Genomic DNA, 18,969 nt, shown 5'->3' with positions numbered 1-18,969 from the left:
CCTTGTCAGATGACGTGAAAGTCCGTTGATTGCAGGGTGACGCCCACCGAGGTAGTGAGGCTGACATTCCCTTCTTCGTCTTCCTCCACTGACAGCAGGAGGAATTCGCGGCGATCGGTCAGGCCGGTCTCGCGGGCATACAGCATGGACTGGTGCTGGATGCGGTAACTGGTTTCAGGGTTGGTCACCCACTCGCTGATCGGCGTCAGCTCGGTCTGCCCTTCCTCGCTGCCCCACTGGCGGACGAATTCGTAGCCTTCGTGCTCGTAGTACGGCAGGCCGATGCTCGAGTCCGGGCCGACCAGGCGCTTGAGTTCGGCGTCGCTATTGATGGGCACCGCGCTGTAGTAGCCGAACAGGATGATGTCGCGCACATCGTCGGCCGACGCGCCATTCATCACCACCTGCAGCCAGTAGTCCTCGTCCTCCATGTAGAAGCGCGCCAGGCGCATCGACTGGCCGAGGTCAACCTCGCCGACGGCCCAGACCACTTCCTGGTCGGGAACTTGCAGTTCGCTGTGGCCGTCGAGCAGCAGCTTGAGCGAGCTGTCGAGCTTGAGCAGGCGGCCGCTGGCCAGGCCGAACGGCAGGTTGCCGGAGGCTTTGGCGCTAGTGGCTGCGGGCTTGGGCGCCTCGAAGCCCATGAAGCGTTTCAACCAACCCACGGGGTGTCTCCTTGGTGAGGTTGTGACGGAGCGTGGACGCAGGCCAGAGGTGACGCGAACAGGCAGGGCCTGTGTGATGAGGGCGACATTGAGAATCCCTTGGGGTCGCGGCAGTCCTTTGGCGGGGGCGACACGATACTGGTTTTCATTGGCCGCGCCAATGGTGCGCGCCTGCTGACATGCAGGGAATAACGTGCACGGTAGGAGCGGCTTTAGCCGCGATGCAGACAACGCGGTGTCCGGCACCCGCTTGGCGGGTGATCGCGGCTAAAGCCGCTCCTACTGGCCTCACGCACCCTTGATCACTCCGGCTTCGCCGCCTTGGCCTTCAAACGCGCCAATACATCATCGGCGCCACTGTTGCTGCCACCGATGCCAGCCGCCTTCAGGCGCGCCTCCAGATCACTGCCATCCGCCTTGCCCGCCAGCTCCGCCGCCGCTTCCAGCTCGGCGGCGCGCTCGCTCTGGCGCTTCTTGATGCGGTCCAGCGAACCCACCGCCGTTTCCAGGCTGCCATTGGCGCCACCAGTGGCCGAGGCCGCGCTGACCTGGGCGCGTTGCACGCTTTCGCGGGCCTTGATCAGGTCCACCTGCTGCTTGAGGCCCTTGATCTGGCTTTCAGTCTTGTTGACCGTGTCGGTCAGGGTCTTCACCGAAGCGCCGAACTGGTCGGCCAGCGCTTGTTCGGAATCGCGTTGGTTGGACAGGTCGGCGATACGCGCGGCGCATTCATGGGCCAGGCCTTCCTCGCCCTTGTCCAGGGCGGCGATGGCTTTCTGTTCCCAGTCGCCGATGGTCTTGTTGAACTCTTCGATGCGCTGCTGCGCGGTCTTGTGCTTGGCCATGATCTTGACCAACTGGTTGCGCGCGTCGATCAGGTTGTTGTCGGCGTCGCGGATCTCCTGGTCGAGGATGCGCAGGGCCTGGGAGTCGACGATCGCCTCACCGACTTCCGAAGCGCCGCCACGCAGGGCGGTGACGATCTTTTTCAACAGGCTCATGGGGAATCTCCGGAATATCAGTGGGCGAAGTAGACGCCGAAATCGTCGGCGGCGTTGATGACGTTTTCCGCCAGGGTATGGATTTCCTGGACGATGTTGTCCAGCGACGAGGCGGCGCTCAGGGCGCCGAACATGGTGTACACCGATTCGCCCGAAGGCAGCGTGTGCAGGCCGATTGACGACAGCGGGAACACGTCGCGGGTGCGCAGCACAGCGTCGTTGAACGCGGCATGGTCCTTGACCTGGCTCGCCGCCACCAGCAGCGTGTCGACCAGGATTTGCTCGCCGGCCACGGCGATATAGATCGGCAGGCCGTCCAGATCGCGCATTTCCAGCTTCAGGCTGGGCTCGGCGCCTTGTGGCAGGGACAGGCCGATCGACCCTTCGCGCACTTCGTCCAGCGCCTGCAGGGCGCTGTGCAGCGATTCGATCGTCCAGTGTTTGTGCTCGGTCATGAAATCCTCCGTTCTGACCTGTTGGCCCCCATGGGGCTGGCGTAATGCCTTCTCGATACCGCGCAGGGCGGCGGCGTGCTCGGGCAGGATCCACAACTCGCGCTTGACGTAGCCGGCGGCCTTGAGCCGGGCACGCATGTCGCGCATGTAGTCGGTGGAGCTTTTCTTGCCTGCCATCGAGGGTATCCTTTTCTCACATGTGAGGAACGGTACGCCTGCTTCAAGACAGGATCAAGCGCGACTTTTCCTGCGTTGTAATTCCTTTCTTAGGACTGGGTTAACCTTGGGTTAATGAACCGCGCCCAGCATGATCCCCTTCAAAGCTCTGCCAAGGCGTCGACATGCGTGTACTCCTGTTGTTCCTGACATTCCTGCTCGCCGGCCCGCTCCAGGCCAACCCCTTTGCTGTCAAACCGGACTTCCTGCCGGTCGACCAGGCCTTCGTGCTGACCCACGACCGCCTGCCTGACGGCCAGATGCGCCTGCACTTCCAGATCAAGGATGGTTATTACCTCTACCAGAAGCGCCTGAAGTTCGATGGCCTGCCTGAAGAACAACACCCAGCGCTACCTCCTGCGCTCAATCACAACGACGAGTTCTTTGGCGACAGCGCGGTTTACCGCGACCAGCTCGAACTCTTGCTACCGCCCAGCGCCAGCGGCGAGTTGCGCCTGGGCTGGCAAGGCTGCGCCGATGCCGGCCTGTGCTATCCACCACAGACCACACCCATTGAGCTTGGCGGCGTGACACCGGCACAAGACACGGCGCAAGCCAGCGACCAGGCACTGGCCAGCGACCTGCAACAATCCACCCTCGCCTGGAGCCTGCTGGCCTTCTTCGGCCTGGGCCTGCTGCTGGCCTTCACGCCCTGCTCGCTACCCATGCTGCCGATCCTCGCCGGGCTGGTCCTGGGCAACGGCGCCAGCGCCCGGCGCGGCTGGCTGCTGGCCGGGGTCTATGTACTGAGCATGGCGCTGGTGTACGCCGCATTGGGGGTGGTCGCCGCACTGCTGGGCGCCAGCCTGCAGGCCTGGTTACAGCAACCCTGGCTGCTGGGCAGCCTGGCGGCGCTGTTCGTGCTCCTGGCCCTGCCGATGTTCGGCGCCTTCGAACTGCAACTGCCCGCCGCCCTGCGCGATCGCCTGGACCGCGCCGGGCAAGGCACCCGGGGCGGCAACCTGTATGGTGCGGCGCTGCTCGGCGCGCTGTCGGGCCTGCTGCTCGGCCCCTGCATGACCGCCCCGCTGGCCGGCGCCCTGCTCTACATCGCCCAGAGCGGCGACATGCTGCAAGGCGCACTGGTGCTGTTCAGCCTTGGGCTGGGCATGGGCGTGCCGCTGCTGTTGCTGGTGACCCTGGGCAACCGCTACCTGCCACGCCCGGGCGCCTGGATGAACCGGGTCAAAGGGGTGTTCGGCTTCGTGTTCCTGGCCATGGCCCTGTACACCGTGCGCACCCTGCTGCCCGAACCGCTGTTGCTGGCCCTGGCAGGGGGCTGGCTGATCGCCCTGGGCTGGGCGACCTGGCCGGCCCTGCACGCGTTACCGGCGCTGCGCGCGGTGCCGCTGCTGGGTGCATTGTGGGGGGGCCTGCTGCTGGTGGGTGCTGCCGCCGGTGGCAATGACCTGTGGCAACCACTGCAGCCATTCACCGGCCAAACTGACGGCACCGCACGGGGCGATGCCCACGATGCCTTCGTCAGCGTCAGCGCCCCCGCCGACCTGCAGCGCGAACTCGATGCCGCCAAGGCCCGTGGCCAGTGGGTGATGCTGGACTACTATGCCGACTGGTGCGTGTCGTGCAAGGTAATGGAGAAGCAGGTGTTCGCCCGCCCTGACGTACTGACCAGTCTGGCCGGCGTTCACCTGGTGCGTCTGGACGTCACCGCCGACTCGTCGGCCAGCCGCGAGCTGCTGCAGCGCTACCAGGTCCCCGGCCCGCCCAGCCTGATCTGGATCGGCCCCGAGGGCGATGAACGCCGCGCCCAGCGCATCACCGGCGAAGTCGACGCCGCCGGTTTCCTGAAGCACTGGGCCCAGACCAGGAGTCAAGGCTGATGCTGACCGTCACCCTCGGGCCATTGACCATGGCCCTGAACCACCTGCTGCTGCTTGCGGCCCTGGGTATCGCCAGCCTGGTGGGTTGGCGCGTGGCCAGGCGCGGGGGCGAGAACCCCGAGCCGGCGCTGTTCAACCTGTTCCTGCTGGGCCTGCTGTTCGCCCGCTTGGGTTTCGTGCTGGCCTACTGGCCGATATACCGCGACGACCCGCTGCAGATCATCGATATCCGCGACGGCGGCTTCCTGCTCTGGGGTGGCCTGCTGGGCGTGGTGCTGGGCACCCTCTGGCAGGGCTGGCGCCGTCCAGGCCTGCGCCGGCCACTGGGCTGGGCGTTGTTCAGCGGTGCGCTGTTCTGGGGGCTCGGCAGCCTGGCCAGCCACCTCTACAGCAAGGGCACCGAGCTGCCACAGATGACCTTGCACGACAGCCGCGGCCAGGCTGTGGCCCTGCACGACTACCGTGGCCGGCCGCTGGTGATCAACATCTGGGCCACCTGGTGCCCACCTTGCCGCCGCGAGATGCCGGTGCTGCAACAGGCCGAGGACGACTACCCCCACGTGACCTTCCTGTTCGTCAACCAGGGCGAAACCCCGGAAAACGTCAGCACCTTCATGGCCACCACCGGCCTGATGCTGTCCCATGTGCTGTTCGACGGCACCGGCGAGCTGGCCCGCCGGGTCGGCTCCATGGCCCTGCCCACCACCCTGTTCTACAACGCCGATGGCCGGCTGGTCGGCAGCCACCTGGGCGAACTGTCGCGCGCCAGTCTGCGCCACGCCCTGGAACCCTTTGAACGCGCCGACGCGCCCGCCCCACAAGGAAACTGACATGCGATTGAATGCGCTGCTGCCCCTGCCCCTGACCCTCGCCCTGCTCGCCGCCCCCGTGCTGCACGCAGAAGAGTTGCCCAAGCCGATCCAGCAACTGCAGGCCAAGGGCGCTGTGATCAAGGGCAGCTTCGACGCCCCCAACGGCCTGCGCGGCTATGCCGCCGAATACCACAACAACGGCATCGCCCTGTACCTGACACCCGACGGCAAGCATGTGCTGGTGGGCAGCCTGTTCGACGAGCAGGGCAAGGACCTCAGCGCCGAGCCGCTGGAGAAACTGGTGTACGCGCCCATGAGCAAGGCGATCTGGGCGAAGATGGAGAAGGCCGCCTGGATCCAGGACGGCAAGGCTGACGCGCCGCGCATCGTCTACCTGTTCAGCGACCCCAACTGCCCCTACTGCAACATGTTCTGGGAGCAGGCGCGGCCGTGGGTGGCGTCGGGCAAGGTGCAGTTGCGCCACATCATGGTCGGCATCATCCGCGAGGACAGCCCGGGCAAGTCCGCCGCCCTGCTGGCCGCCAAGGACCCGGCGATGGCCCTGCAAACCCACGAGAAGGCTGGCAAGGCCAGCACGCTCAAGCCGCTTGAGAAAGTACCCGAGGCGGTGCAGAAGAAGCTCGAGGGCAACCAGGCACTGATGGAAGAGCTGGGGCTGGCAGCGACGCCGGCGATCTTCTATCAGGATGAGAAAGGTCAGCTGCAGAGCCAGCAAGGGGCGCCGCGGCCAGAGATGCTCGGGAAGATTCTCGGCAAGCGCTAAACCTGTTCCGGCCCTTTCGCTGGCAAGCCGGCTCGTACAGGTATCGCATCCCCTGTAAGAGCCGGCTTGCCGGCGAACCTGTCAGAGCGCCTCGAGCTCCGCCATCAGGTCACTCAGGCGATCGACCTTGTCATCGTCCAGCGCACTGCCCTGCAGCCCCTGCACATAGGCCGCCAACTCTTCCACCGTGCCGCACTCGAACATCGCCCGCAACGGCACGTTCAAACTCAGCGCCTTCTGCACCCGCGAGGCAATCTGCGTGGCCAGCAGCGAATGCCCACCCAGCTCGAAGAAGTTGTCGCACACCCCTACCCGCTCGGCCTTGAGCACATCGGCCCAGATACCGGCGAGGGTCTCCTCCAGTTCGTTGCGCGGCGCCAGGTAGGCCTGGCTGTGCTGGCCACCGATGTCGATGGCCGGCAGCGCCTTGCGGTCGAGCTTGCCGTTGGCGTTGTGCGGCAGGCTGTCGAACCAGCCCCAGTGCAGCGGCACCATGTATTCCGGCAACTCGGCACGCAGGCGTTGCTTGAGCTGGTCGAGCAGCGAAGCATCGGCCTCGACACCCTGGTGCGCCACCAGGTAGCCGACCAGGTGCTTGCCGTTGACGCCCTCCTGCACGCCCACGGCGGCATCGCGCAGTTCCGGCTGCTCGTGCAGGCGCGCTTCGATCTCGCCCAGCTCGATGCGGTAGCCGCGGATCTTCACCTGATGGTCGATACGGCCGACATATTCCAGCACGCCATCCGGGCGGCGGCGGGCCAGGTCGCCAGTGCGGTACAGGCGCTCACCCGGTGCCCCGTAAGGGTGTGGGATGAAAGCCTGCGCCGTGCGCACCGGGTCGCCGACATAACCTCGGCCCACGCCAGTGCCAGCGACGCACAGCTCGCCCACCGCGCCCAGCGGTACCAGGGTCTGGTCCTCGCCCAGCAGGTACAGGCGGTTGTTGTCGGTCGGCGTGCCGATCGGCAAGTAGCTGCCCTGGGTCGATTCGAGGTCAACGCGGAAGAACGCCACATCGTCCGAACACTCCGCCGGGCCATAGGCGTTGACCAGGCCGATGGCCGGATACCGCTGCAGCCATTGCGCGGCAAGCTCCGGCGGCATCGCCTCGCCGGTGGGCAGCATCCAGCGCAGGCCGTCGAGGGCCTGGTGGTCGTTGGCCAGCATGCCCTGGATCAGCGACGGCACGCTTTCCAGCACGGTGATGCCGGTGGCCTGCACGTGGGCCAGCAAGCCCTGGGGATCGTGGGCGATGGCGTTCGGCACGATCTCCACCCGGGCCCCGAACAACGGCGCGGCAAGGAACTGCCACACCGAGATGTCGAAGCTTTGCGAGGCGGTCTGGGCAATCACGTCCTGCTCGTCCAGCGCCAGGTACGGCACCTTGCTCAGCTGATTGTTGAGCATGCCGCGCTGTTCGACCATCACCCCTTTGGGCAAACCGGTGGAGCCTGAGGTGTAGATCACGTAGGCGAGGTTGTCCGGCCCGCTGTGAATGCCTGGGTTGTGGCTGGCGACGTTGCTCGCCTGTACCTCTTCCCACACCAGCAACTTGGGCCGCACGGCCCCCGCCACTTCATCGAGCAGCAGACGCGCCTGCTCGGCGCAGGCGGCGCTGCACACCAGTACCGGCGTACGGCTCAACTCGACGATGCGTTGCAGGCGCGCCGACGGCAAGCCTGGATCCAGCGGCAGGTAGCCAGCGCCGGCCTTGAAGCTGCCGACGATCATGCCCAGCAATGCCAGGCCACGCTCGGCCAACAGCGCCACCGGCTGATCGACGGCCACGCCTGCCGCGACCAGGGCATGGCCCAGGCGGTTGGCCGCCAGGTTAAGCCCGGCATAGTCGAACGCGGCGTCCAGGCAGCGGGCAACGGTGCGTTGCGGATGGGCGGCAACCCGCGCCTCGAACAGTTCGACATAGCTCTGCTCCAGTTGATAGGCATGCTCGGTGCGGTTGCAGTCGTCGAGCAGGAAGCGTTGCTCATCGGCGCCGAGCAACGGCAGCTCACCCACCTCCCCTTCGAAGCCCTCGACCAGCGCCAGCAGCAGGCGCTTGAACTCGGCCAGCAGGCGTTCGACGGTGGGGAAGTCGAAGTAGCGCTGGTCGAACGACAAGTGCAGGCCCAGGTCGTCGCCCGGGTAGCACACCGCAGTCAGCGGGAAGTTGGTGTGGGTGCGGCCCGAATCGGAACTGGCGTTCAGGTGCTGGGCGTGGTCGAGCACCGCGGTTTCCACCGGGGCGTTCTCGAACACGAACAAGCTGTCGAACAGCGGCTGGCCCTTGGGCAACTCGCTGCACGCCTGGATCGCCACCAGCGGCAGGTACTCGTACTCGCGCAGCTGCATGTTGCGGTCCAGCAAGCCTTGCAACCAGTGGCGCACGCTGGCGCGCTCGCCCGGCTGCGGCAACTGCACGCGCAGGGCGATGCTGTTGATGAACAGGCCGACCGTGCGCTGCATCTGCGGCTGGCTCACCGGGCGCCCGGCCACGGTGACGCCGAACACCACGTCACGCTCGCCACTGTAGCGTGCCAGGGTCAGGGCCCAGGCCGCCTGGGCGAAGGTGTTGACGGTCAACTGGTGAGCCTGGGCCAGCTCGCGCAGGCGGGCACCCTCGGCGACTTCGAGGCGGGTGTAGCAATCGCCGACCACCATGCCATCGCCGGTATGCTCATGGCGCAGCGGGCGGTCGCTGGGGATCGCCGTGGCGCGTTCGAAACCGGCCAGGTTGTCCTGCCACCACTGGCGCGCCTCGCCCAGGTCCTGGCGCTGCAACCAACCGATATAGTCGCGGTAGCGCGGCGGTGCCGGCAGTTGCGCCTGGCGGCCTTCGCCGAGGGCCCGGTAGAGCTCGAAGAAGTCATTCATCAGCAGCGAACGGCACCAGGCATCGATGAGGATGTGGTGGTTGCTCATCATGAACCAATAGCGCGCGTCGTCCACCCGCACCAGGCGCAGGTGGAACGGCGCCTCGCGCAGCAGCTCGAAGCCGGCCTCGCGCTCCTGCCTGTGCAGAGCCTGCAGGCGCGCCTCCTGGGTGGCCTCGTCGAGGCCGCGCCAGTCCTGGTAGTCCACCGGTGTGTGGCCCGGCTTGTGGATGATCTGCAGCATCGCTTCGCCGGCATTCCAGCTGAACGACGCGCGCAGGGCTTCGTGGCGCGCCACCACGGCCTGCCAGGCCTGGGCGAAGCGCTCGGGGTCCAGGGCGCTGTTGATGCGGTAACGGTCCTGCATGTAGTACAGGCCGGTGCCCGGCTCCAGCAGGGTGTGCAGCAGCAGGCCTTCCTGCATCGGCGTCAGCGGGTAGACATCCTCGATCTCGGCAGCCGGTACCGGCAGCGCGTCGATCTGTTCCTGGCTCAGTTGCGCCAGCGGGAAGTCCGATGGCGTGAAGCTGCCGTTGCCATCCGCCAGGCAGTGGGCGATCAGGGCCAGCAGCTCCTGGCGATAGGCCTCGGCCAACTGGGCGATGGTTGCCTCGTCGTAACGCTCGGCGCTGAAGCTCCAGCGCAGTTGCAGGGTGCCGCCGTACACCTGGCCGTCGACGCTGAGCCAGTTGGGCAGCGGCGCATCCAGGTCATGGGCCAGGCCGGCCGGGGCGTCGAGCGGCTGGAACAGCGCGGCCGTATCGAACTGCTGGTCGAACTGACCGAGGTAGTTGAAGGTGATACGCGCCTGGGGCAGCGCGGCCATGCGCTCACGGTCGGCGTCATCGGCCAGGTAGCGCAGCACGCCGTAGCCCTGCCCCTTGTGCGGCACCTGGCGCAGCTGTTCCTTGATGCGTTTGATCGACGCCGCGCGGGCTGGCTCGTCCTCGCCGGCGGCGGGGGTCAGGCTCAGCGGGTAGGCGTTGGTGAACCAGCCGACGCTGCGGGTCAGGTCCATGTCCTCGAACAGACCGTCACGACCGTGGCCTTCCAGTTGCACCAGCACCTGCTCGTCGCCGCTCCAGCGGCACAGGGTGCGGGCCAGAGCGGTCAGCAGCAGGTCGTTGACCTGAGTGTGGTAGGCCGCTGGAGCCTGTTGCAGCAACTGACGGGTCTGTTCTACATCCAGATCGATGGCCACGCTGCGCGCATGACGATTCAGGTTCTCGCCTTGCGGGTGATCGCACGGCAGCTCACGGCGGGCGCTGCCCAGCTGGCCTTCCCACCAACCCAGCTCATCGCGCAGCGAGTCGCTGCTGGCATAGCCGGCCAGGCGCGCGGCCCAGTCGCCCATGGCGTGGGTCTTGGCCGCGAGGGCTTCGCCGCGGTAGAGCGCCTGCACGTCTTCCAGCAGCACACGCCAGGACACACCGTCGACCACCAGGTGGTGGATCGCCAGCAACAGGCGTTGCGCGCCCTGGCCGTCGGTCACCAGCAGCGCGCGCAATAGCGGCCCCTGTGCCAGGTCGAGGCTGCGTTGCACATCGGTGTAAAGGGCCTGGCAGTCGTCGAAGTCGGTCACCGTGGCCGTCCACAGCAGCGGCTGGCCCATCGGCTGGCCATAGCTGCCCTGCCAACGTCCGTTGTGCTGTTCGAAGCGCAGCCGCAGGCTGTCGTGATGCGCCACCAGTGCGTTCAAGGCCTGCTCCAGTATCTCGGCCTGCAGGGGCTGAAGCGCCCGCAGCAGGACTGCCTGGTTCCAGTGCTGTGGCTGCGCCACTTCGCTGTCGAAGAACCAGTGCTGGATCGGGGTCAGGCCGGTGCGCCCCTGGCGCTGGCCTTGTTCGATATCGCTGGGTGCTTGACTGCGGGTGACCACGGCGGCCAGGGTCTGGATGGTCTGGTGCTGGAACAGGTCGCGCGGGGTGAACTGCAACCCCAGCTGACGAGCGCGGCTGACCACCTGGATCGACAGGATCGAGTCGCCGCCCAGTTCGAAGAAGTTGTCCTGCACACCGATGCGCGAGACGTTGAGCACTTCACGCCAGACCTGCGCCAGCTGGGTTTCCAGTGCGTTGGCCGGGGCCTGGTAGTGCTGGCGTGGCTGCTCCAGGTCCGGGGCCGGCAGCGCGCGGCGGTCGAGCTTGCCGTTGCCCATCAGCGGCAGGCGCTCGAGCAGCACCAGGTGCGCCGGCACCATATAGTCCGGCAGGTGCAGGCGAGCGTCGGCCTTGACTGCTTCGCGCAGCGCGGCCTGTGCAGCCGGGTCGCCACTGGCCTGCGGGCAGACCAGGTAACCCACCAGTTGCTTGCCACCTGGCAGGTCGAGGGCCAGCACCACGGCCTCCTCGATATCGGCATGCTCCAGCAGGCAGCTTTCGATCTCGCCCAGCTCGATACGGAAGCCGCGGATCTTCACCTGCTGGTCGGCACGGCCGACGTACTCCACCAGGCCATCGGCGCGCAGGCGCACCAGGTCGCCGGTACGGTACAGGCGGCCACCGTCGTGGCTGAACGGGTCGGCGACGAAACGCTCGGCGCTCAGCCCCGGACGGTCGTGGTAACCCTGGGCCAGGCCTGTGCCGCCCACGTACAGTTCACCGATGCCACCTTGCGGCAGCAGGGCCAGGTCCTCGTCGAGGATGTAGGCGGTGCGCGCACCGATCACCCGGCCGATCGGCACGCTGCCGGCAGCGACGGGCAGCGTATCCGGCGCCAGGCACGCCAGCGGCATGACCACGGTTTCGGTCGGGCCGTAGGCGTTGAAGAACTGCTGGGGTATGAAGGCCTGGCGAATGCGTTGCAGATGCTCGCCGGTCAGCGCCTCGCCCCCGGTGATCACCAGGCGCACCGGCAGTTGCTCGCCCTGCCCGGCCAGGAACTGGGCCAACTGGCTGCCGTAGCTCGGGGTGAAGCCGAGAATGCTCACCTGCTGGTCGCGCACCAGCTGGCAGATTTCTTCGGCACCCCACTGGCCCTGGGCCCGCAGCACCACGCGGGCGCCGCACAGCAGCGGCGTCAGCAGGCGTTCGCTGGCGGCGTCGAAGTTGATCGAATAGAAGTGCAGCTCGCAGTCGTCGCTGCGCATGCCGAATTCAGCGATGACCGCCTGGCAGTGCATGGCGATCTCGCCATGGCTGACCACCACGCCCTTGGGCTTGCCGGTGGAACCTGAGGTGTAGATCAGGTAGGCCTGGTGTTGCGGCAGGTTGAGGTTGTCCAGTGGCGCGTCGCTGTAGGCGGCCAGGCTGGCGGCGTCGTCCTCGAGGCTCCAGCGGGTGACGCCTTCGGGCAGCTCGCCCAGGGTGTCGAGCAGCGCGCGCTGGCCGATCAACAACCCGAGGCGGCTGTCCTCGATCATGTAGCGCAGGCGGTCGAGCGGGTACTCCGGATCCAGCGGCACATAGGCGCCACCGGCCTTGAGGATGGCCAGCAGGCCGATCACCATCTCCAGCGAACGCTCCAGCGCCAGGCCCACCCGTACCTGCGGGCCAACCCCGCGTTCACGCAGGGCGCGGGCCAGGCGGTTGGCCTGCTGGTCGAGCTCGGCGTAGCTCAGGTGGGTGCCGGCGAAGGTCAGCGCCAGCGCCTGTGGCGTGCGTTCGGCCTGGGCGGCGAACAGGCCGTGCAGCGTCTGGGTGAGCTCGAAGTCCTGCTCGCCCTGGAGCTGGCCGACCAGCACCTGCTGCTCGGCTTCGGCCAGCATCGGCAGTTCGCACAGACGCTGGCGAGGATCGTCGAGCAAGGCCACCAGCAAGTGCTGCCAGTGCTCGGCCATGCGCGCGATGCGCGGCTCGTCGAACAGGTCGCGGCTGTAGGTGAAGCAACAGCCCAGGCGGCCATCGAGGTCGGTGACTTCCAGGTACAGGTCGAACTTGGTGGCACTGGCATCGTTGACCAGGTAGTCCACCTGCATGCCCACCAGCTCGCGGCTTTGCTGGAAGGCCCAGCGCTGCACGTTGCACATCACCTGGAACAGCGGGTTGTAGGCGCTGGAGCGCGGCGGTTGCAGTGCTTCGACCAGTTGCTCGAACGGCAGGTCCTGGTGCGACTGGCCGTCGATGATGGCCTGGCGCACCTGATCGAGCAGCGCGTCGGCGCTCATCTGCCCATCCACCTCGCAGCGCAGTACCTGGGTGTTGAGGAAGGCGCCGATCAGCCCTTCGCTTTCCGGGCGGATGCGGTTGGCTACCGGTGCGCCGATGCGCAAGTCGCGCTGCCCGCTGTAGCGGTGCAGCAGCGCGGCCAGGGTGGCGGTCATGGTCATGAACAGGGTCAGGCCGCGCTGGCTGTTGAAGGCGTGCACGCGCTCGACCAGCGCCGGGGCCAGGTCAAAACGATAAAGCTCGCCACGATGGCTCTGCACCGCCGGGCGCGGGCGGTCGGCCGGCAAGGCCAGCACCGGGTGCTCGTCGCCCAGGCGGTCTTTCCAGTAGGCCAGCTGGCGCGCGCCCTCGCCGCCCTCCAGCCACTGGCGCTGCCAGACGCTGTAGTCGAGGTACTGCACCGGCAGCGGCGCCAGCGGCGACTCGCGCTCGTCGACGAAGGCCTCGTACAGCTCGCCCAGTTCGCGGGCGAAGATGTCCATGGCCCAGCCTTCGGTAACGATGTGGTGCAGGGTCAGCACGAAGTAGTGCTCGCGCTCGTCGGCCTTGACCAGGCAGGCGCGCAGCAGCGGGCCGCACTCCAGGTCGAAGGGCTGGTGCGCCTGGTCGTCGGCCAGTTGCCGCAGGCGCTGCTGGCGAACCTCGGCGGCGTCGCTGCTGAAGTCGTGCCAGTGCAGGTGCAGGGTGCTGTCGCCCGCTACGCACTGGTATGGCTTGCCGTCGATGCTCGGGAAGGTGGTGCGCAGGGTTTCATGGCGCACGATCAGGGCTTGCAGGGCGCGCTCGAAGGCGTCCACATGCAGCACACCCTTGAACCGCGCCATGCCACCGACGTTGTAGGCCGGGCTGTCCGGCTCCATCTGCCAGAGGAACCACATGCGCTGCTGCGAGTAGGATAGTGGCACGGCCTGGCGGCGGTCGACCCGGGCGATCGCGCCTTGCAGGTTGCGTTCGCCACTGGCTTGCAGGCGGGCGATCTCGGAACAGAAGGCGCCCAGCTCGCTGGCTTCGAACAGCGCCTTGAGCGGCAGCTCGACATCCAGCGCCTGGCGGGTGCGCGAAACGATCTGGGTGGCCAGCAGCGAGTGGCCGCCGAGGGCGAAGAAATCATCCTGCAAACCCACCTGCGGCAGGTTCAGCACTTCACGCCAGATGGCCGCGACCTGCCGCTGCAATGCACTGTGCGGCTCGACATGCTCGCGCTGCTGCCACACCGGCGCCGGCAGTGCCTTGCGGTCGACCTTGCCACTTGGGCCCAGGGGCATCCGCGCCAGGTGGATCAATTGCGCCGGTACCATGTACGCCGGCAGACGCTCGACCAGGGCAGCCAGCAACCCGTCGTTCTGCGCGCCCCCGCTGTAGTAGCCGACCAGTTGGGCGCCAACGGCGCCCTGGTGGATCAGCACCAGGGCCTGCTCGACCCCTGGCTGGGCCAGCAGCACGGCCTGCACCTCCTCCGGCTCGACGCGGAAGCCACGCACCTTGACCTGCTGGTCGAGACGACCGAGGTAGTCCAGGGCTTCACTTTGCACATGCCAGCGGGCACGGTCGCCACTGCGGTACAGGCGCGCGCCGTCGCCGTCGGGCTGGGGCACGAAGCGCTCGGCGGTCAGCCCTGGGCGGCCCAGGTAGCCACGGGCCAGGCCCACGCCCCCCAGGCACAGCTCACCCGGCACGCCAGGGGCGGCAAGTTCGAATTCATCGTCCAGCACCCGGCACAGCACATTGCCCAGCGGGCGGCCAATCGGAGAACGTTCACCATCGCTGCCCTGGCAATGCCAGTGGGTGACGTTGATCGCGGTTTCGGTCGGGCCATAGCGGTTGTGCAACTGGACCTGTGGCAACAGCCGCAGCACACGGTCACGCAGCGCGGCGGACAGTGCCTCGCCGCCGGAGAACAGCCGACGCAGGCTGGTGCAGCCGGCGGCCAACGGTTCCTGGACGAACACCTGCAACAGCGGCGGTACGAAGTGCAGCGTGGTCACCTGGTGCTGCTGAATCAGCTGGGCGATGCGTTGCGGGTCGCGGTGCTCGCCAGGGCCGGCCAGCACCAGCTGGCACCCGGTGACCAGCGGCCAGAAGCACTCCCACACCGAGACGTCGAAGCTGATCGGCGCCTTCTGCATGAGCACATCGGTGCTGTCCAGCGCGTAGGTCGCTTGCATCCAGTGCAGGCGCTCGGCCAATGCGGCGTGGGTGTTGCCGACGCCCTTGGGCTGGCCGGTGGAGCCGGAGGTGTAGATCACGTAGGCCAGGTTGTCGCCGTGCAGGTGCAGGCCAGGGGCCTGGCTCGGCCAGCTGTCCAGGTGAAGTTGGTCGAGGGCGATGGCGCTGACACCGTCGAGCTGTGGCAAGCGCTCGAGCAGGCTGCTGTGGCTGAGCAGCAGGCTGGTCTGGCAGTCACCCAGCATGTACGCCAGGCGTTCGGTCGGGTAGTCGACATCCAACGGCACATAGGCGCCACCGGCCTTGAGGATGGCCAGCAGACCGACCAGCAGTTGCGGCGAACGCTCGATAGCGATGGCCACGCAGGTGTCCGGGCCGACGCCCTTGTCGCGCAGGTAGTGGGCCAGGCGGTTGGCCTGCTGGTGCAGTTCGGCATAGTCGAGCTGACCGCCCGCCCACACCAGCGCGGTGTGTTCAGGGGTCAGGCGGGCCTGCGCGTTGAGCTGTTCGACCAACAAGCGAGGCGCGGCCAGCATTGGCGCCTGCCCCCAGGCCAGCAGCTGCGCGCGGCCCGCCTCGTCAAGCAGGCGCACGTCACCCAGGGCCAACGCCGGCTGGGCGCAGACTTGCTCCAGCAGGGCCAGCAGGTGATTGGCCAGGCGCTTGATGGTGCTGGCATCGAACAGTTCGTCGGCATAGTCGAAGGCTAGGCTCAGGCGGCCCTGATGATCTTCCTCGCTGTGCAGTTGCAGGTCGAACTTGGCCTCGCGGCTGTGCCACGGCAGCTCTTCGGCGAGCAGGCCGGGCAGGCGGCGCAGGGCCGAAAGGTCGCGCTGCTGATGGTTGAACATGACCTGGAACAGACCCTGCTCACGGGCTTGGGGCAAGGCTTCGAGCAATTGCTCGAACGGCAGGTCCTGGTGGGCCTGGGCCTCGAGCGTGGCTCGGCGCACCTGGGCCAGTAGCTGCTCGAACGGCAGGCGCCCCTCGAGCTCGGCGCGCAGCACCTGGGTGTTGATGAAGAAGCCGACCATGCCCTGGGTTTCCAGGCGCGGGCGGTTGGCGTTGGGCACGCCGACGCGGATATCACCCTGGCCGGTGTAGCGGTGCAGCAGTGCCTGCCAGCCGGCCAGCAGCACCATGAACAGGCTGGCCTGCTGGTCGCGGGCCAGGTCTTTCAGGGCGCCGCCGAGCTTGGCCGGCACCTTCAGGCTCAGGCGCGCCGCGCTGTGCTTGCGTTGGTTGCCGCGTGGCTGGTCGGTGCTCAGGTCAAGTACCGGCAGTTCATCGCCCAGCTTGTCGGCCCAGTACGCCAGTTGTCGTGCGGCCTCGCCTTCGGCCAGCCACTGGCGCTGCCAGTTACCGTAGTCGGCGTAGCCCAGGGGCAGCTCGGCCAGGTTCGCTGCCTGGTCTTGCGCGGCATACAGGCGAGCGAACTCGTCGAGAAGGATGTTCAGTGACCAGCCATCGGCGACGATGTGGTGCAGGGTCACCCACAGTTGATGGGTTTCGTCGTCCAGGCGCACCAGGGTGACCCGCAGCAGCGGGCCGCCACGCAGGTCGAACGGCTGCCGTGCTTCACGCTCGCGATGGGCAGCCACGTCCTCGGCATCCAGCCCTTCCAGGTCGAGCCTCGTCACGCTCAGCGGCGAACTCGGCAGGATGCGCTGCAGCGCCTGGCCATCGACCTCGTCGAACACGGTGCGCAGCGACTCGTGCCGAGCAACCAGGGCCTGGAAGCTCGCCTCGAGCGCGGCTTCATCCAGCTCGCCACGCAGGTGCAAGCCGGCTGGAATGTTGTAGGCGGCTGATTGCGGCTCCAGTTGCCACATCAGCCACAGACGGTTCTGCGCCAGGGATTGCGGCAAGGCCTGGTCGCGGGTTTGCAGGACGATACGCCCGGCACCCTCGCCGCCTTCGGCGAGGATGGCCGCCAGCGCCGCCGAGTACTCGGCCAGGGTCGGCGCCTCGAACAGCGTGCGCAGGCTCAATGCCACGCCCAGCTCGTCAGCCAGGCGCGCGGTCACCTGGGTCGCGGCGATGGAGTTGCCGCCCAGCAGCAGGAAGTGATCGTCCGCCGCCACGGCTTCGACCTTGAGCAGGTCGCGCCATACCGCGGCGATGCGCGCCTGCAGGTCGTCACCCTCGGTTTCACCGGTCGATGCCTGGGCCTGTGCCGGGAAGCGCGCATAGCAATCCAGGCTGCCGTCGTTCATACGCAGGCGACAGGCCGAGCGCTGCAGTTTGCCGCTGGAGGTCTTGGGCAACGCGCCCGGGTTGAGCAGCAGCACCACCGCCGGCGCCTGGTGGCAGGCATCGGCGATGACCCGGCGCAGGGTGTTGATCAGTGTGTCGGGCGGTGTCGACTTCTGCACGTTGCGGCTGATTTCCACCGCCACGCCGATGCCCTCCTCGCCCTGATCGTCGACGGCGAACACCGCGACACGGCCCTTGCGCAGCACTTCGAGCTCACGCTCCAGGGTCTTTTCCAGGTCTTGCGGGTAGAGGTTCTGGCCACGGACGATGAGCATGTCCTTCAGCCGCCCGGTGACGAACACTTCACCGTCACGCATGAAGCCCAGGTCGCCGGTGCGCAGCCAGGTCTGGCCGTCCATCTCGACGAAGGTACGGGCACTGGCTTCGGGGTTGCGCCAGTAGCCAAGGGCGATGCTCGGACCGCCGGCCCAAATCTCACCGACACGATTGTCGCCCAACACCTCCAGGCGCTGAGGCTCGACGACGCGCACCGCGTGGCCCGGCTGCGGGTAGCCGCAGCTCATCAGCACACTGCCCTGGCCCGGCTCGGCACGATTGGCGGCGAAGGCCTCGGCATCCAGTTGCAGGGCGCCGATACCCTGGCCACGACGGCTGCCACTGACGAACAGGGTGGCCTCGGCCAGGCCGTAGCTGGCGAAGAAGCTGCTGGCTTGGAAGCCACAGGCGGCGAATTTCTCGGCGAAGGTATCGAGGCTGTCCTGGCGGATCGGCTCGGAGCCGGAGTAAGCCACGCGCCAGCGGCTCAGGTCGAGCCCGGCCAACGCGGCCTCGCTGACCCGTTCGCTGCATAGGCGGTAGGCGAAGTCCGGGCCGCCGCTGATGGTGCCGCCGTACTCGCTGATCGCCTGCAACCAGCGCAGCGGCCGGGCCAGGAAGTAGCCCGGCGACATCAGCACGCACGGCACACCACTGAAGATCGGCTGCAGCAGGCCGCCGATCAGGCCCATGTCGTGGTACAGCGGCAACCAGCTGACGATGACGTCGTCGGGGTTCACATCGATGCCGAAGCCGTGGCGGATCAACTGTTCGTTGGCCACCAGGTTGCCGTGGCTGACCTGCACGCCCTTGGGGAGTGCGGTGGAGCCGGAGGTGTACTGCAGGAAGGCGATGTCATCCGCCGCCAGCGCCGGTTCACGCCACTGGCCCGCGAGCGCCGGGTCCAGCCGGTCCACCGCCAGCAAGCCAGGGGCTTGGCTGCCGGTGAGCGCGTCCAGGCCCTGCAAACTGTCGCGCAGCGCTTCTACCGTCAGCAGCAGGCGCGGCTCGGCGTCGGCGATGATCGACAGCAGCCGCTCCTGATGGTGCTGGCGCGAGGACTCCGGCGGATAGGCCGGCACGGCGATGACCCCGGCGTAGAGGCAGCCGAAGAACGCCGCGACATAGTCCGGCCCACTGGGGAACAGCAGCACCGCACGGTCGCCGAAACCGGCCCTGGCCTGCAACGCGGCCGCGATGGTCCGTGCGCGCTGGTCGAGGTCCCGGTAGCTGAGCACGGCCTGCTCACCGGGCGCATCGGCCAGGAAGCGCAAGGCGATCCGGTCCGGGGTCTGGGCGGCGCGTTGCGCCAGGGCCTGGACCAGCGAGTGCGGGAGTTCGAAGGCGTCCGTCATGGAATGTTCCTGCCAGTGTCTGGGTAAGTCGTGCCAGAGCGGCGCCCCGCCCATCAGGGCAGGCGGCGCTCGGCAGCCGGATGTACACAGGGGAACGGATGGACCGGGGAAGAAATTAGCGTGGCCGGCCCGAAGGGCGGGACGCGGCCATCGGGAAAAGCTGAAG

Annotated in this window: 7 protein-coding genes; 3 read left to right on the top strand and 4 right to left on the bottom strand. The window is 67.4% G+C overall.

Going from position 1 to position 18,969, the window contains the following annotated elements:
- Nucleotides 1-5: 5 nt before the first annotated feature.
- The 3 genes from IM733_RS02560 to IM733_RS02550 form a co-directional block, all read right to left on the bottom strand.
- Nucleotides 6-665: a DUF2491 family protein gene (locus tag IM733_RS02560; protein WP_248919398.1), complete on the bottom strand. Its 660-nt coding sequence runs from the start codon at nucleotides 663-665 to the stop codon at nucleotides 6-8.
- Between the two features lie 302 nt (nucleotides 666-967).
- On the bottom strand, nucleotides 968-1,666 hold the full coding sequence (locus tag IM733_RS02555) for a PspA/IM30 family protein (protein ID WP_248919397.1): 699 nt from the start codon (nucleotides 1,664-1,666) through the stop codon (nucleotides 968-970).
- A gap of 17 nt (nucleotides 1,667-1,683) precedes the next feature.
- A complete protein-coding gene (locus IM733_RS02550; protein ID WP_248919396.1) occupies nucleotides 1,684-2,298 on the bottom strand; it encodes a YjfI family protein in 615 nt (204 codons plus the stop codon).
- Nucleotides 2,299-2,462: 164 nt separating this feature from the next.
- Between IM733_RS02550 and dsbD the strand changes: the two genes are divergently transcribed.
- From dsbD to dsbG, 3 genes are read left to right on the top strand one after another with little or no spacing between them, the layout of a single operon-like run.
- On the top strand, nucleotides 2,463-4,178 hold the full coding sequence (dsbD, locus tag IM733_RS02545; RefSeq protein ID WP_248919395.1) for a protein-disulfide reductase DsbD: 1,716 nt from the start codon (nucleotides 2,463-2,465) through the stop codon (nucleotides 4,176-4,178).
- On the top strand, nucleotides 4,178-5,008 hold the full coding sequence (locus IM733_RS02540) for a TlpA family protein disulfide reductase (protein ID WP_248919394.1): 831 nt from the start codon (nucleotides 4,178-4,180) through the stop codon (nucleotides 5,006-5,008). The genes dsbD and IM733_RS02540 overlap by 1 nt, the downstream gene beginning before the upstream one ends.
- Nucleotide 5,009: 1 nt before the next feature.
- Nucleotides 5,010-5,774: a thiol:disulfide interchange protein DsbG gene (gene dsbG / locus IM733_RS02535; protein WP_248919393.1), complete on the top strand. Its 765-nt coding sequence runs from the start codon at nucleotides 5,010-5,012 to the stop codon at nucleotides 5,772-5,774.
- A gap of 81 nt (nucleotides 5,775-5,855) precedes the next feature.
- Here the strand turns inward: dsbG and IM733_RS02530 are convergent, their stop codons facing one another.
- Nucleotides 5,856-18,803, bottom strand: a complete 12,948-nt coding sequence (locus tag IM733_RS02530) for a non-ribosomal peptide synthetase (protein WP_248919392.1) — start codon at nucleotides 18,801-18,803, stop codon at nucleotides 5,856-5,858.
- Nucleotides 18,804-18,969: the final 166 nt, after the last annotated feature.

It is taken from the genome of Pseudomonas entomophila, from assembly GCF_023277925.1.
Lineage (GTDB): Bacteria > Pseudomonadota > Gammaproteobacteria > Pseudomonadales > Pseudomonadaceae > Aquipseudomonas > Aquipseudomonas entomophila_D.
This window is presented reverse-complemented; position numbering and strand designations above follow the sequence as displayed.